This window comes from Pseudomonas sp. 32_A (assembly GCF_017490905.1).
Classification (GTDB): domain Bacteria; phylum Pseudomonadota; class Gammaproteobacteria; order Pseudomonadales; family Pseudomonadaceae; genus Aquipseudomonas; species Aquipseudomonas inefficax.
Genome location: NZ_JAFGYI010000022.1, coordinates 69,786 through 84,673, shown reverse-complemented (window position 1 = coordinate 84,673; position 14,888 = coordinate 69,786). Strand labels below are relative to the sequence as shown.

The following is a 14,888-nucleotide window of genomic DNA, read 5'->3' as shown; positions in this document are numbered from 1 at the left end:
CGCCACCGCCTTCATGGCAGGTGCACTACTTGTAGGAGCAGCCTTGTGCTGCGAATGGGCGGCAAGGCAGCCCCGGCGATTTCACATCAGCGCTTGCCGAGAATCTTCCCAAGCAACTCCGGCCGCGGTGCGCCTTGCTGGCTCTGCAGGTTGCCCTGGTCATCCTGATAGAAGATCGCCGGGGTCGCCTGCAAACCCATCTCTTCCATCAGCGCCATGTTCGCCGCCAGCTTCTGCTGCACCGCCTCCGGCACCTGCTCCAGTGCCTTCAACTTGCTGGCCTTGCCCGCTTTTTCATGCTCATGCAGTGCCTTGGCCGGGTCTTTCGCCGCCAACAGCGCCGCCGACTTGCCCGGGCTATCCTCGCGGATGATGCCGACCATGATATGGCGCAACTGCACCTTGCCCGACTCCACCCACGGCCGCGCCTGCTCCCAGAACATGTTGCAGTAGGGGCAGTTGGGGTCGCTGAACAGGTACACCTTGCGCGGTGCATCGTCCTTGCCGTCGGCGATCCAGGCGGTTTTTTCCATCTTGGCCCAGATTTCCTTGCTCATCGGCGCATACACCAGCTTTTTCAGCGGCTCGGCACTGAGGTCCTTGCCCTGTTCGTCGAACAGGCTGCCGACCAGTACGTGCTTGCCGTCAGGGGTGAGGTACAGCGCCAGGCCGTTATTCTGATACTCGGCGGCATACCCGCGCAGGCCGTTGGGGGCGTCGAAGCTGCCTTTGATCACGGCGCCCTTGGCTTGCAGTTGTTGAATTGCCTTGGGCAGCTCTTCGGCCTGCAGGGTGGGGCTAGCCAGCAGGGCCAGGGACAGGGGCAGCAGTGCAGTCAGTCGCATGTCAGTTTCCTTGTGCGGCAGGGGCGGGCGCGGTGGCCCGGTCGAAAGGCTCCAGGGCGTGGCGCAGGCTGGCCTTGGACAGCTCGCCCAGATGGCTGCCGACCAGGCGCCCGTCGGCGTCGTAGAACAGGGTGGTAGGCAGTGCCATGGAGCCGACGCGCTGGGCCAGCAGGCCGGTGCCGTCGAACAGCACGTGGGTCAGGCTCAGGCCGGTGGTGGCGAGGAAGGTGCTGACGTTTTCCGGGGTCTCGCCCTGGTTGACGAACAGGAAGGTCACATGCGGGTAGGTGCTTTGCGCCTGTTGCAGCACCGGCATTTCGCGTCGGCAGGGTGGGCACCAGGTGGCCCAGATATTGATGACCAGCGGCTTGCCGCGGTAGCTGTGCAACGCTACGGATTGGCCGTTGGCCTTGCGCAGGCTCAAGTCGGGCAGTTCGGTGCCCTTGCTGTACAGGTGGCCGCCGAGGCTGGCCAGGCCCCAGAACAGCGCGCCGCTGAACAGCGCCCAGCCCAGCGGTCGGCGCAGACCCGGATGGCGCCAGCCCTGCCACAAGGCGCCGAGCACGATGCCGGCAATGCCCGACCAGAACAGGAAACCACCATCACGGATGTCGATGACCTGCAGCGGGTCGTCCTGGTACATCGGCCAATAGGCCAGCACGAAGCCGGCGCGTGCGCACAGCAGGCCGATCAGGAACAGGTTGAACAATGCCGATTCCGGGCTCTCGCCGCCACGCCGGGCGACCCACCAGCCGACCATGCTGGCGATCACCAGGGCGGTGAGCATCAGCAGGTGGTTCAGGGCCATGGTCAGCGGCCCGAGGGTTACGGTCAGCATCAGCCTTGGCTCCTGGTCTGGGTCCAGTGTTGCAGGAAGGCGGCTGAATCCACTTCACCGGTGATGCGCCGTGCGCGGCGTTCGTCGCCTTCCGGGCCGACCCAGATGATGCTGGGCGGGCCAGGTACCTGGTAGCGCTGCAGCAGGGCCTGGCTGGCCGGGGTGTCGGCGGTCACGTCCAGGCGCAGCAGGTGCACACCGGCCAGGCCGGCCTGCACGTCGCTGCGGGCGAACACCTGTTTTTCCATGACCTTGCACGACACGCACCAATCGGCATAGTAGTCGAGCATCACCCACTGGCCACGGGCCTTGGCCGCATCCAGTTCGCGTTGCAGGTCTTCCGGGCGGCTGACGGTGACAAAGGCGTCCTCGGCCTGCTGGCCGGTGGTTGGCGCAGTACCGCCAGCGGCGAATGGGCGCAGCGGCTGCCAGAGGTCGTCGCCACCGGCCGCTGCACCCACCAGCAGCAGGCCACCCCACAGGGCACCCAGCAGTGGCAAGGCGCGCAACGCCGGCAACCGCTGCAGGGCTGGCCAGGCAGCCCAGGCCAGGGCGATCAGCAAGGCACCGCTCATGGCCAGCAACAGTGCTGCAGGCAGCAGCCCGCGCAAGGTGTATAGCGCCATGCCCAGGAACACGAAGCCGAACACGCCCTTGACCCGGTTCATCCAGGCACCCGGGCGGGGCAGGTAGCGGTTGCCCAGGGTAACCAGCAACAGCAGCGGCACGCCCATGCCCAGGCCGAGGCTGAACAACACCAGCCCCCCCTGCAGCACGTCGCCGCTCTGGGCGATGTACAGCAGTGCGCCGGCCAACGGCGCGGTCATGCACGGCCCCATCAGCAGGCCGGACAGCGCGCCCAGCAGCGCGGCGCCATACAGGTTGCCGCCACGGGTGCCTTGCCCGGCACGGTCGAGGCGATCGCGCAAGGCGGCGGGCAATTGCAACTCGAAGGCACCGAACATCGGCAGGGCCAGCAACACGAACAGCCCCGCCAGGCTGGCCAGCAGCCAGGGTTGCTGCAGCCAGGCCTGCAGGCTGGCACCCAGCAGCGCGGCGACCACGCCCAGGGCGGCATACACCAGGGCCATGCTCAGTACATACACCCCGGCCAATATCCAGCCGCGCCGGGCACTGGCGCCATTGCCCAGTACCAGCCCGGCGAGGATCGGCAGCATCGGCAGCGAGCAGGGGGTAAAAGCCAGCAACAGGCCCAGGCCGAAGAACGCCAGCAGGCTCCAGGCCAGGTGCCCCTTTTGCAGACCGCTGGCCAGGGCCTGGTCACTGGCTTGTTCGGCCGCCGGCGGCACACTGCCGCCCAGGTCGATCAGCGTGGTTTGCGGCGGGTAGCACAGGCCGGCGTCGGCACAGCCCTGCCAGCCCAGGCGCAGCTGGCCCTGGGCATCGGCCGGGAGTAGCAGTTCGAGTTGGTCGCGGTAAACCGCACTGTCGCCGAAGAACTCGTCGTGGTGGTTGAGGGCAGCTGGCAGTTGCGGGTGCTGTGCGGCAGGCAGGCCGTCGAACTTCAGGCGCTTCTGATACAGGTAGTAGCCAGGCTGGATCTGGAAGAACAGGCGCATCTGGCCATCGGCCTGGCGGTCATGGGTAAGCACGAAGGCCTGGTTGACCGGCAGGAAGTCCGGTTTGACATCGAACGGGTTGGCCTGCAACGGGCCGGCCAGCAGCAGTGTCAGGAAGAGCAGGAGGACGCGCATGTCTTCGCCTTGGCAGTACGTTGAAGGGGGTCATGCTGGCTTGGGTCGATTAACCCAAGGTTAACTCTGGTTTTTGGTCAGGGGGGCGCATCAGGGCTTGGAGGTGTATGCCGTGGAATTGTCTGCGCGTGGGAGAGCCCCCCGACGAACTCCTACCAGGCACAGCCAAATTCCCCCCACATCCCAGATATGTCGCGACATATTGTCTGCTTGACTTTGCCTGCGCCACTACAATTGCTGTAAAGTTGACGCACAGGTCAGCTTTTGCGAGCTAGTACCAGAATCAAAAAAAGGGCAGACCCCCTGCTGCCCAGAGGATCAAGCATGTCCAACCGTGATATTTCCCGGCGCGCCTTCCTGCAAGGCGGCCTGATAGCTGGTGTCGGCGTGACCATGGCGCCGCTCGGCAGCCAGGCGTTCGCCGCGCTGATGGAGGAACGCGTCACCACCTCGCCGCAGAAGTGGATGAACCATGACGGCAAGGCGCGTTTTCGTAACGATGCCTTGTCCAAGGTGTGCGGCGACAAGGTGTTCGCCCGCGACATCCGTGCCAAGGACATGCCCGGCTGGCCCGCGCAGCAGGGCCATGCGCTGCTGCTCAAGGCGACCAAGGCCGACCGTATCTATGCCGGCCATGACCTCAGCCTGCTTGGCACCGACCTGCAACCGGACCGCATCGTCACCGCTGCCGACCTGGAGCGGGACGGCATCGCCTGGCCCGAGGCCCACTCGCCCGACCCGCTGCTGCCGCCCGGCAAGGTGCCGATGTTCATCGGCCACCCGGTGGCAATCCTGATCTGGCACGACTTCGAGCGCTTCCGCCAGGCCAAGCGCAAGCTGCAGTTCAACGACCAGGCGATCCGCTATGGCGCCCAGGCGCCGCTGTACCAGCGCGACCCCTACGGCAGCTTCCGCTTCGTGCGCGTGGGCGGTGCCACGCCGTTCGACGATGATGAATTCTCCAGCCTGAAGAATTCCATGCTGTTCCCCACCATCCTCAACCGCAAGCCGGTGTGGTCGAAGCAGCCCAACCAGCATGGCGACCTGACCGAGCAGGGCCTGTTCTACGCCAAGCGCATGGCCGAGCAGCTGGACAACCCGCCCGAGGACTGGCTGGTGTTCGACGAGCGCTACAAGACGCCGTCCATCGAGCCGGCCGCACTGGAGCCGGACAACGGCAACGGTTGGTACGACCCGGCCAGCGGTACGCTGCATTTCGTGGTCGCGACCCAGTGCCCGTTCGAAGTGGCGCAGGAATGCGTGCACATGATCAAGCCGTCGCGCTTCGCCCTGAACACGCTGAACATGCACCCGGGCTATACCGTGGGCTACGGCTCGAAAGACAACAACATCTTCGTCTTTTACGCCGCCGTGGCCGCGTTGTATGGCGCCGGTGTACCGATCCGCCTGGCCAACGACCGCTATGAGCAGTTCCAGAGCGGCATCAAGCGCCATGCCTTCGATATCCGCTACCAGTTGGCGGTGGACAAGAAGGACAACAGCTTCAAGATCTTCCGCGCCGACATGAGCTGCGACGGCGGCGGGCGTATCAACTACAGCCCGTCGGTGGCAGCGGTGGGCGCCACGGCGGCCCAGTCGATCTACTACATGCCGCAGAACGACCTGTCGGTCACTGCCTATCATTCCCGGGGCGTCGAGGCCGGCTCCATGCGTGGCTACGGCACCCTGCAGACCATGGCCGCTACCGAAATGATGGTGGATGAGATCGCCGGGCGCCTGGGCGTCGATGCCATCGACCTGCGCCGCGCCAACGCGCTGAAGTCGGGCATGAAGAACACCCAGGGCGCGGTCCCGGCCGGCGCGCTGCGCCTGTACGAGATTCTCGACAAGGCCGCCGTGCACGACTGGTGGCGCAACCGCGACGCGCGCAAGCAGCAGATGGATGCCAAGGACCCGGACCACTGGTATGGCGTGGGCTTTGCCATCTGCCAGAAAGACTTCGGCACCGGCTCCGAAGCTCCGATGGCCAGCATCGAGTTCAGCCGCGACGGGCGCATCAGCCTGCGTCACATCGGCACCGAGCTGGGAACCGGCATGTCCACCTCCCAGGCCCTGGTGGTCAGCGATTTCCTCGGTCGCTCTGCCGACGAGGTGAAGACCGCGGTCACCGAATGGCCGGAGCTGCAGCTGACCACCAGCGGCAACCCGTACCTGATCAGCCAGCCCGAGCAGGATGCCGCGCTGCGCAACCCGCGTTGGGTCGGCAAGCTCGCTTCACCATCGTCGGCGACCAACTCGGCGTTCTATTTCAGCCATGCCACCCGCGAAGCGGCACGCGTGCTGTTCAACCACGGTCTGTGGCCGGCGGCCATGGCCATCTGGAGCCAAGGCCCTTACGGCGGCCAGGCCAACCCGCTGGTGGTGCGTCGCGAGAACGCGGTATGGGTCAACGGCGAGCTGACCGGCAACGGCCTGTCACCGATCCCGTTTGCCCAGCTGGCCCAGAAGGCCCATGACATGGGCCTGGTCACCGGCGTCAGCGTGCACGGCTTCAACCGCTGGAGCTGGGCCGAGGCCGACTTCGTCATCGACGGCGTGCGCGAGCGCTTCCCCCTCGACGCGCTAGCGGTGAAATATGGCGATGGCGCGGTGAACGCCAAGAAGGCGCAGATGAGCAGCCACGGCTACCACCTGCTCGACCGGCAGAACGCCGCCTACCCCGACACCCAGCTGAACAACGCCATGGTCACCTACTACAGCCCGGTGGCGACCATTGTCGAAGTCAAGGTGAACAAGGGCACTCACGAAGTGCAGGTGCTCAACCATCACAGCTGGGTCGAGTGCGGTCGGGTGCTGGTGCCGGAGCTGGTCAAGGGCCAGCTCGAAGGCGGTATCGCCATGGGCATCGGCCATGCCTTGACCGAAGAAATGCCGTTGTACGAGGGCGGGCCCGGGGAGGGCGACTGGAACTTCAACCGCTACCGCCTGCCGCACGCGCGCGATGTGGCGGTGTGGCAGCAGACCAGCGAAATCCTCCCGCCGCTGTCACCGACCGACCCGTCCAAGGGCATCGCCGAGGTGGTGATGATTCCGGTCGTCGGTGCCATCGGCAATGCCGTCGCGCATGCCATCGGCAAGCGCGTTCGCGATCTCCCCATCACCCCAGCCCGTATCAAGGAGGCCCTCAATGGCTAACCGCCCACTGCAACTGACCCTCAACGGTCAACCGGTCGGCCCGGTCGAGGTCCCCGATGACCTGGCGATGATCGACTACCTGCACGAACACCAGAACCTCACCGGCTCGCGCCTGGGCTGCGGCCAGGGTATCTGCCACGCCTGTGTGGTGATCGTCGACAACGCTGACGGCACCAGCGAGGAGGTGCGCACCTGCATTACCGGCGCGCATTACTTCGAGGGCAAGAAGGTCCGCACCATCGAGGGCCATGCCAGACAGGACGAGGCCGGCAACCTGACGCTGAACCCAATCCAGCAGAAGTTCGTCGACCTGTTCGCCTTCCAGTGCAGCTACTGCGCGCCGGGCTTCGTCAATGCCGCCACGGTGCTGGTGGAAACCGCCCAGCGCCAGCCGCTGAAGAAGAGCGAGGTGGAAGACCGCATCGAGGCGAGCCTGGGCCACCACATCTGCCGTTGCACTGGCTACGTGCGTTACTACGACGCTACTCGCACGGTGCTCAACGACCTCGGCCTGGTCAAGGAGGGTTGAGCATGGGTCTTGTTCGTAGCGCACTGGCGCTGGCTCTCGGCCTTGCCATTACCTCGCTTGCCCAGGCAGCCGACCAGGCGCAGGTCAAGCGCGGTGAATACCTGGCCCGCGCGGCCGACTGCATGGCCTGCCACACCGCCGAAGGCGGCGCGCCGTACGCCGGCGGCCTGCCGATCCATTCGCCGTTCGGCACCATTTACGGCAGCAACATCACCCCGGACAAGCAGTACGGCATCGGCAACTACAGCGCCGACGAATTCTTTGCCGCGGTAACCGAGGGCAAGCGCAAGGACGGCGCCAACCTCTACCCGGCGATGCCGTACACCTCGTACCACCTGATCAAGCGCGAAGATTCGGACGCGATCCTCGCCTACCTGATGACCGTGCCGCCAATCAACCGCCCGGCACCGCAGACTGCGTTGCGCTTTCCGTTCAACGTGCGCCAGGGGCTGAGCGGCTGGAACATGCTGTACGGTAAAAGCGTTCAACTGCAGCCGACCGAGGGCAAAAGCCCGGCCTGGCAGCGTGGGCAGTACATGGTCGAAGTCATGGGCCATTGCGGCGAGTGCCATACCCCGCGCAACCCGATCGGTGCGTTGCAGCAAGACCAGCGCCTGAGCGGCGGCCTGCTGGGTGGCTACCTGGCCCCGAGCCTGCTGGCCCAGGACCTCGCCGAGCGCGGCTGGACCCAGCCGGACCTGACCACCTTCCTCAAGCATGGCATCAGCGCCCAGGGCAGCATGTTCAACGAAATGTTCCCGGTGGTGCACCACAGCACCCAGCACCTGGAGGATGCCGACCTGGCGGCCATGGCCACCTACCTGCTGGGCGACCAGCCACCGCCGGCCAAGACCATCCAGGCGGTGGCGCTGGAGCAGATGAGCGACAGCGCCAAGCGCGGCCGCCAGCAATACCTGAATGTCTGCGCGGGCTGCCATGGGGTGGACGGCGAGGGCAAGCCGCACATCGCCGTGGCCATGCGCGGCAACACGGTGCTGCGCCAGGCCGACTCGCGCAACCTGGTCAAGGTGGTCCTCGAAGGCATCCGTGAGCAGCAGTTCACCGGCTTCGAGCGCATGCAGCCGATGCCGGGCTTTGCCGACAAGCTCGATGACCAGCAGGTGGCGGATATGGTCAACTACCTGCGCCAGGCCTGGGGTGGATTGCCCGGTGACCTGAGCGTACAGCAGCTCGCCGAGCTGAAGGCGGAGTAAAGGGTGCAGCATCTCGATCTACAGGTGGTCCGCCAGGCGTTGCAGTGGTCGCGCGGCGGCCAGAGGGTGTGGTTGTGCACGGTGCTCGCCACCTATGGCTCGGCGCCCCGTGCGCCGGGCTCGCTGCTGGCGGTGAACGCCAGCGGGCAGTGGCTGGGTTCGCTGTCCGGTGGCTGCGTTGAAGACGACTTTCTCGAGCGCGTGGGGCGGGGAGCGTTTCCCGAACCGGTGGCCATCGTGCGTTACGGCGATGGCAGCGACTCGCGTTCGAGTATTCGCCTGCCGTGTGGCGGCGTGCTGGAAGTGCTGGTGGAAAACCTTTCGGCCGAATGCGATGTGCAGGCGCACCTGCGTGAGCTGGAAAGCGCATTGCAGGGCCAGCGCCGTGTGCTGCGTGAAGTGAGCCTGCCCGAGGGCCGGCGCCTGCTTGTCAATGACCACAGCCAGGGGCCGCGTGTGGAGCGTGAAGGTGCCTGTGTACGCTTGCGTGTGGGGGCAGCCCAGCGTCTGCTGCTGGCCGGCTACTCCAGCGTCGCGCACTTCTGTGCCGAGTTCGGCAAGGGCATGGGCTTCGAAGTCATCCTCTGCGAGCCGCGTGACGAAGTGCTCGACGGCGTGCGGCTGGATGGCATCGAAGTGCGCCGCGAGCTGCCATCAGAGTTCATCGCCCATGGCGGTTGCCATGCCGACACTGCCGTGGTGGCGCTGACCCACGACCCGAAGATCGATGACCTGGCGATGCTCGAAGCGGTGCGCACCGAGGCGTTCTATATCGGTGTGATGGGTTCCCGGGCGACCTCCGACAAGCGCCGTGAACGCCTGCGGCGGATCGGTGGCCTGGGTGACGTCGAACTGGGCCGCATCCACGCCCCCATCGGCCTCAACCTGGGCAGCAAGACCCCGGCCGAGATCGCTTTGGCGGTGCTGGCCGATATTCTGCGGGTGCGCAATGGCATCGAGAGGGCGGCGCTGTGAGCGTGGTTGCGCTGGTGCTGGCGGCAGGGAGCGGCCGGCGTTTTGGTGCCGACAAGCGCCGGGCGACGTTGGCTGATGGTCGCAGCCTGCTGGCCCATAGCGTGGAGCGGGCTCGGGCGGTATTCGATGATGTGCGCGTGGTGTTGCGCGCGGGCGAGTGGGGCGAGGATTTTGCCTTGCCTGGCGATTGCCGGGTGGTCGTCAGCCCGGATGCGGCGTCGGGGATGGGGCATAGCCTGGCTGCCGGTGCCAGGTCGTTGGGTGATAGCCAGGCGCAGGCGGTGGCGATCTTGCTGGGTGATATGCCTTGGATCGAAGCGGCAACCTTGCGTCGGCTGGCCGAGGCGGCCACCGCCTCGACCATCGTGCTGCCGGGCCATGCGGGGAAGCAGGGGCATCCGGTGATTTTCGGGCGCGACTTCTGGCCGGCGCTGGGGCAGCTTGCCGGGGATGAAGGGGCGCGGGCGGTGGTGCGGGCGCAGCGGGATTGTTGTGTGGTGGTTGAGGTGGAGGATGCGGGGGTGCTGCTGGATGTAGATACGCCGCAGGCGTTGAAAGGGTCAAGGTGAACACCCCCACCCAACAAAAAGGTCCATAATCCCCCCTTAATCCGCCCAAGGTGCAATGCCAGCCACACCATTCCGGGAGCCCCGCCATGCACGTTCTGCTCTGTGAGGACGACGACCTGATCGCCGCCGGCATCTGCGCCGGCCTTACCGCCCAGGGCCTGACCGTGGACCGTGTGGGCAACGCCGCCGATGCACGGGCGATGCTGCAGGCGGCGCAGTTCGATGTGATGATCCTCGACCTTGGCCTGCCCGACGAAGACGGCCTGAAGCTGTTGCGCCGCCTGCGCGAGAAAGGCGAGACGCTGCCAGTGCTGGTGCTCACTGCCCGTGATGCGGTTACCGATCGGGTCGATGGCCTGCAGGCCGGCGCCGACGATTATTTGCTCAAGCCGTTTGACCTGCGCGAGCTGGCCGCACGCCTGCACACCCTGCTGCGGCGGGTGGCCGGGCGGGCGGTGAATGTGATCGAGCACGGCCCACTGCGCTATGACCCGAGCAGCTGCGAGGCAACCCTGGCCGGCCAGCCGGTCGACCTGTCCCGGCGTGAACAGGCATTGCTCCAGGCGCTGTTGCAGAACCCCGGGCGTGTACTGTCCAGCGAGCAGCTCAAGGATTGCGTGTACGGCTTCAGCGACGAAGTCGAGAGCAATGCGCTGAACGTGCATATCCACCATCTGCGGCGCAAGCTGGGCAACGGCATCGTCGAGACCGTGCGCGGCCTGGGTTACCGCCTTGGCCCGGCGCAGGCGCCGGAGCAGGCCGCATCATGAGCCTGCGGGTACGCCTGAGCCTGATCCTGGGCAGCGCCTTCGTGATCATCTGGGCGCTCGCCGCCGCGTGGATGCTGCGCGACCTGCGCCAGCAGATGATGTTCTCGCTCGACCAGCGCCTGGTGGCCTCGGCGCGCATGGTCGCCGGGTTGATCGACCAGTTGCCGCAGCCGCTGACTGCCAAGGGCGGCGAGGCGCACTTTTCCGCCGATCAGTTCAGCGTGCCGGACGGCATGGCCTGCCAGGTCAGCTCGCTGCGCGGCGAGATTCTCGCCAGCAACCACAAGCACGATGGCGTCATGGACGATGAACGCAGCGGTTTCCGCGACCAGACCATCGACGACGCGCTGTGGCGCACCTTCACCTACAACCATGGCGATGTTCGCATCACCACCGCCGACCGGCACATGGAGCGCGAGGCGCTGAACCAGTCGATCCTGCTGGCAGCCTCGGCGCCGGTGTTGATGGCCCTGCTTGGCAGCCTGGGGTTGTTGTGGATCGGCCTGGGCAAGGGCCTGGAGCCGCTCAACCGCATGCGCGATGCCCTGCGCCGCCGGCGCGCGGACAGCGTCGAGCCGCTGCAGGTGGCGGGCATGCCCAGCGAACTGCAACCGTTGCTGGAAACCCAGAACCAGCTGTTCCTGCGCATTGCCCAGACCATCGAGCGTGAGCGGCGCCTGACCGACGATGCCGCGCATGAACTGCGCAGCCCGCTGACGGCGATCAAGACCCACCTGCAGGTGGCGCGGATGACCGATGGCGCCGTACGTGAGCAGGCGCTGGAGCATGCCGAGCAGGGGGCCGACCGCATGCACCGCACGCTGGAGCAGTTGTTGATGCTGGCGCGGGTGGAGGGCAGCCTGTCGTTCGAGGATGGCGTGCAGTGCAGCGCCGAGCAGGTGGCCCGGCAGGCGGTGCAGGATGCCGGCGGTGGTGACAACCGGCGCATCGTGCTGCGCTTGCCTGAAGCCGCTACGCAGATCTACCTGGGCATGCCCGCCCCGCTGGCGGTGGCGGCGCTGCGCAACCTGCTGGACAACGCCTTGCGCCATGGCGGCGACGAGGCGGTGGAGCTTGAGGTGCAGATGGCTGACGGCCAGGTGGGCTTCATGGTGCGCGACCATGGGCCGGGGATTGCCGAGGCGGACCTGGAGCACCTGACCGAGCGCTTCTGGCGTAACGGGCAGAGTGGTGGATGCGGGCTGGGGCTGGCGATCGTGCAGGCGATCGTGCAGCGTTGTGCCGGTAGCCTGAAGTTCGACAGCCGCAGTGATGGGTTGCGGGTGTTGTTGCAAGTGCCGGCGCGCTCGGCGCATTGATGTTTATCGCCTGCGCCGGCCTCTTCGCGGGTAAACCCGCTCCCACAGGTACTGCATCATCCCTGAAATCTGTGGCAACCCTGTGGGAGCGGGTTTACCCGCGAAGAGGCCGGGCCTGTTTTCAAAAATCCCATGGCAACCGCTAAATCCTCCCCGCACTCAAGCGTTTCCCAAGCGACGAACACCCGCACTTTCGCTTGCTTGCGAGGATTCACCCATGCCCACCGCTTCCTGCCTTGCCCAGGTCCCGCCGGCCAGCGCGCCGCGTGCCTTGTACGAGTTCACCGATTCACCCTTGCTGCAACGCCAGCAACAACAGGAATCCAACGCCCGCAGCTACCCGCGCCGCATCCCGCTGGCGCTCAAGCGCGCCCGCGGCATCCATGTGGAAGATGTCGAAGGCCGCCAGTTCATCGACTGCCTGGCCGGCGCCGGCACCCTGGCGCTGGGCCACAACCACCCGGTGGTGGTCGAGGCGATCCAGCGGGTACTGGCCGATGAGCTGCCGCTGCACACCCTGGACCTGACCACGCCGGTCAAGGACCGCTTCGTCCAGGACTTGTTCGGTGTGCTGCCAGAGGCGTTGCGCCGTGAAGCCAAGGTCCAGTTCTGCGGCCCGACCGGTACCGATGCGGTGGAGGCAGCGCTGAAGCTGGTGCGCACTGCAACCGGCCGCAGCACCGTGCTGGCCTTCCATGGCGCCTACCACGGCATGAGCCAGGGGGCGCTGAGCCTTATGGGCAGCCATGGGCCGAAGCAACCGCTGGGGGCCTTGCTCGGCAATGGTGTGCAGTTCATGCCGTACCCCTACGACTATCGTTGCCCGTTCGGCTTGGGCGGCGAAGCCGGGGTCAGGACCAACCTGCATTACCTGGAAACCCTGCTGCTCGACCCGGAAAGCGGCGTGCCGCTGCCGGCGGCGGTGATCCTCGAGGTGGTGCAGGGTGAGGGCGGGGTCATCCCGGCCGATATCGAGTGGCTCAAGGGTGTACGCCGTATCACCGAGCAGGCCGGTGTGGCGTTGATCGTCGATGAGATCCAGAGCGGGTTTGCCCGCACCGGGCGCATGTTCGCTTTCGAGCATGCCGGCATCGTCCCGGACGTGGTCACCCTGTCCAAGGCCATTGGCGGCAGCCTGCCGCTTGCGGTGGTGGTGTACCGCGACTGGCTGGATACCTGGAAACCGGGCGCCCACGCCGGCACTTTCCGTGGCAACCAGATGGCCATGGCGGCGGGTTCGGCGGTGATCGATTACCTGGTCGAGCATCGCCTGGCCGAGCATGCCGAGGTCATGGGGCAGCGCCTGCGCCAGCACCTGCAGCAGTTGCAGCGGGATTATCCGCAGTTGGGTGATGTTCGCGGGCGGGGGCTGATGCTCGGGGTAGAGCTGGTGGAACCGCAGGGGCAGCGGGATGCGCTTGGGCATCCGGCGGCCAACCGCGAGCTGGCGGCGAAGGTGCAGCGCGAGTGCCTCAAGCGCGGGCTGATCCTGGAGCTCGGTGGGCGGTATGGGGCGGTGGTGCGCTTCCTGCCGCCGTTGATCATCAGTGGCGAGCAGATCGATGAGGTCGCGCAGCGGTTTGCTGAGGCGTTGATCGCAGCGGTCTGATCGGTTGCCGGGGCCGCTGCGCGGCCCTATCGCCGGCAAGCCGGCTCCCACAGGGACCGCGCCGACCTGAAGGCTTGCGTTGTACCTGTGGGAGCTGGCTTGCCGGCGATAGGGCCGCGCAGCGCCCCCTGGCAATCCCGACTACCAGCCGCGCCCGGAATTCACCCAGAAGTTCACCGACAGCGAGGTGGTCACAGACTCCACCTGGTGAAACCACCCTTCGGGCAGGAACAGCAGGTCACCGGCCTGCAGCACCACGCGCAGGAAAAGCACTTCGCGCGCCGCCGGGAAACGCTGGAAGTCCGGGGCATCGGGGTTGAAGTCGCAGCCGTCCAGGCCGCCCTTCGGGCTGGTCGACCAGGTGCCCAGGGCTGGGCGATGGTGCGGCGCGGCGAGGATGAACGATTTCTGCCCCCATACCTGCGCGAACAGGTTGTCGGTGTCGTCGCGGTGCAGTGGCGTCAGGGTGCCCTTGGGGCCGATCCAGATGCGCGGCGCAATGAACTTCTCGCGGGCGAAGTACTGCGGGTAGCGAATCAGCGTCAGCAGCTTTTCCGGCACGATGTTGTTGCCCATGTAGGCCGGGGTTTCGCCGGGTTTGGCAGGGGTGTCGAGCGAGGCGATGAAGTCGGCCATGGAGGTGGAACGGAAGTCACGGTCGGTGGAGAAGGTCTTCTTCACGTAGTCGCCGTGGCGGGTGATGCCCTGCAGTTCGGCGAAATGTTCCAGCGAAGCTTCGCGGCCCATGGTGAACAGCGGCCAGTCCTGCAGGGCATCACTGATGACCACCGGCGTCCCGTGCTTCAGGTATTCGCTCTGGAAGCGCGCCAGCGACAGGTCGGTGCGGGCAATGCATGCCACCTCGCGCTGTGCCGGTTGCGCGGCCGACACCCGTTCGCTGAAGCGTGCCGGTGTCGGGTAGCGTTGGTTCATCGACACCTTGGTCGCCGGCGCACCGCGGCGGGCGTTGCTGATGATCTGCGGCAGCAGGGTGGCCAGGCCCATGTTGCCGCTGATCTTCAGGCGGGCGCTGGCGAACAGTTCTTCGACGTTGGCGGTGCCGCCCATGATGCCGATGAAGTCACGCTCGGTCACCTCGATGGTGACGTCCGGGGCGCTGTGCCGGCCGGCACCGGTGCGGCTGCTGTCGCGCACCTCCGACCAGAAGGCCAGGTCCTGGCTGAAGACGAACTGGAAAACGCCTTCGATGCCGACGGCATGGGCGTTGGCGAACAGTTTGCTGAGGATGCTCTGAAGGTCCACGGTATGCCTCTGGCGGTCTTTCGTTGTGCAGGGATAACGAGTGCTCGCACCAACGATTTAGCCGTGTGGACGGGTAATTTTTCGCC

General features: G+C 66.3%; 12 protein-coding genes. 8 read left to right on the top strand and 4 right to left on the bottom strand.

Annotated elements, in window-relative coordinates; all coding sequences use genetic code 11:
- Positions 1-86: 86 nt before the first annotated feature.
- Genes dsbG through dsbD form a run of 3 tightly spaced genes read right to left on the bottom strand, consistent with a single transcriptional unit; the run spans position 87 to position 3,398 of the window.
- The gene (gene dsbG, locus J5M58_RS15350) at positions 87-845 is read right to left on the bottom strand and encodes a thiol:disulfide interchange protein DsbG (protein WP_112253012.1); all 759 of its coding nucleotides are present in this window, start codon (positions 843-845) and stop codon (positions 87-89) included.
- A gap of 1 nt (position 846) precedes the next feature.
- Positions 847-1,683, bottom strand: coding sequence for a TlpA disulfide reductase family protein (locus tag J5M58_RS15345; RefSeq protein WP_112253011.1), 837 nt, complete (start codon positions 1,681-1,683; stop codon positions 847-849).
- Positions 1,683-3,398, bottom strand: coding sequence for a protein-disulfide reductase DsbD (gene dsbD, locus J5M58_RS15340; protein ID WP_112253010.1), 1,716 nt, complete (start codon positions 3,396-3,398; stop codon positions 1,683-1,685). The genes J5M58_RS15345 and dsbD overlap by 1 nt, the downstream gene beginning before the upstream one ends.
- Positions 3,399-3,722: 324 nt before the next feature.
- On the opposite strand from dsbD, the gene J5M58_RS15335 reads away from it, so the two are divergent.
- The 8 genes from J5M58_RS15335 (at position 3,723) to J5M58_RS15300 (ending at position 13,539) form a co-directional block, all read left to right on the top strand.
- Positions 3,723-6,554, top strand: a complete 2,832-nt coding sequence (locus tag J5M58_RS15335; protein ID WP_207878634.1) for a xanthine dehydrogenase family protein molybdopterin-binding subunit — start codon at positions 3,723-3,725, stop codon at positions 6,552-6,554.
- Positions 6,547-7,083, top strand: coding sequence for a (2Fe-2S)-binding protein (locus J5M58_RS15330; protein ID WP_207878632.1), 537 nt, complete (start codon positions 6,547-6,549; stop codon positions 7,081-7,083). The genes J5M58_RS15335 and J5M58_RS15330 overlap by 8 nt, the downstream gene beginning before the upstream one ends.
- Before the next feature lie 2 nt (positions 7,084-7,085).
- Complete coding sequence (locus tag J5M58_RS15325) at positions 7,086-8,297, top strand: cytochrome c (protein WP_112253009.1); 1,212 nt, start codon at positions 7,086-7,088, stop codon at positions 8,295-8,297.
- A gap of 3 nt (positions 8,298-8,300) precedes the next feature.
- Positions 8,301-9,272 carry an XdhC family protein gene (locus J5M58_RS15320; protein WP_112253008.1) on the top strand — a complete coding sequence of 324 codons (972 nt, stop codon included), beginning with the start codon at positions 8,301-8,303 and terminating at the stop codon, positions 9,270-9,272.
- Positions 9,269-9,841, top strand: coding sequence for an NTP transferase domain-containing protein (locus J5M58_RS15315; protein WP_112253007.1), 573 nt, complete (start codon positions 9,269-9,271; stop codon positions 9,839-9,841). The genes J5M58_RS15320 and J5M58_RS15315 overlap by 4 nt, the downstream gene beginning before the upstream one ends.
- Positions 9,842-9,927: 86 nt before the next feature.
- Positions 9,928-10,611: a response regulator transcription factor gene (locus tag J5M58_RS15310; protein WP_015271116.1), complete on the top strand. Its 684-nt coding sequence runs from the start codon at positions 9,928-9,930 to the stop codon at positions 10,609-10,611.
- Positions 10,608-11,930: an ATP-binding protein gene (locus J5M58_RS15305; protein ID WP_112253006.1), complete on the top strand. Its 1,323-nt coding sequence runs from the start codon at positions 10,608-10,610 to the stop codon at positions 11,928-11,930. Before J5M58_RS15310 ends, J5M58_RS15305 begins: the two co-directional genes overlap by 4 nt.
- A gap of 217 nt (positions 11,931-12,147) precedes the next feature.
- A complete protein-coding gene (locus tag J5M58_RS15300; protein ID WP_207878630.1) occupies positions 12,148-13,539 on the top strand; it encodes an aspartate aminotransferase family protein in 1,392 nt (463 codons plus the stop codon).
- A gap of 141 nt (positions 13,540-13,680) precedes the next feature.
- Here the strand turns inward: J5M58_RS15300 and J5M58_RS15295 are convergent, their stop codons facing one another.
- Positions 13,681-14,802: a cupin-like domain-containing protein gene (locus tag J5M58_RS15295; protein ID WP_207878628.1), complete on the bottom strand. Its 1,122-nt coding sequence runs from the start codon at positions 14,800-14,802 to the stop codon at positions 13,681-13,683.
- Positions 14,803-14,888: the final 86 nt, after the last annotated feature.

Bases quoted from the DNA above. Each gene is read 5' to 3' on its own strand.
- dsbG (WP_112253012.1), bottom strand. From the start codon at position 845: ATGCGACTGACTGCACTGCTGCCCCTGTCCCTGGCCCTGCTGGCTAGC.
- J5M58_RS15345 (WP_112253011.1), bottom strand. From the start codon at position 1,683: ATGCTGACCGTAACCCTCGGGCCGCTGACCATGGCCCTGAACCACCTG.
- dsbD (WP_112253010.1), bottom strand. From the start codon at position 3,398: ATGCGCGTCCTCCTGCTCTTCCTGACACTGCTGCTGGCCGGCCCGTTG.
- J5M58_RS15335 (WP_207878634.1), top strand. From the start codon at position 3,723: ATGTCCAACCGTGATATTTCCCGGCGCGCCTTCCTGCAAGGCGGCCTG.
- J5M58_RS15330 (WP_207878632.1), top strand. From the start codon at position 6,547: ATGGCTAACCGCCCACTGCAACTGACCCTCAACGGTCAACCGGTCGGC.
- J5M58_RS15325 (WP_112253009.1), top strand. From the start codon at position 7,086: ATGGGTCTTGTTCGTAGCGCACTGGCGCTGGCTCTCGGCCTTGCCATT.
- J5M58_RS15310 (WP_015271116.1), top strand. From the start codon at position 9,928: ATGCACGTTCTGCTCTGTGAGGACGACGACCTGATCGCCGCCGGCATC.
- J5M58_RS15305 (WP_112253006.1), top strand. From the start codon at position 10,608: ATGAGCCTGCGGGTACGCCTGAGCCTGATCCTGGGCAGCGCCTTCGTG.
- J5M58_RS15300 (WP_207878630.1), top strand. From the start codon at position 12,148: ATGCCCACCGCTTCCTGCCTTGCCCAGGTCCCGCCGGCCAGCGCGCCG.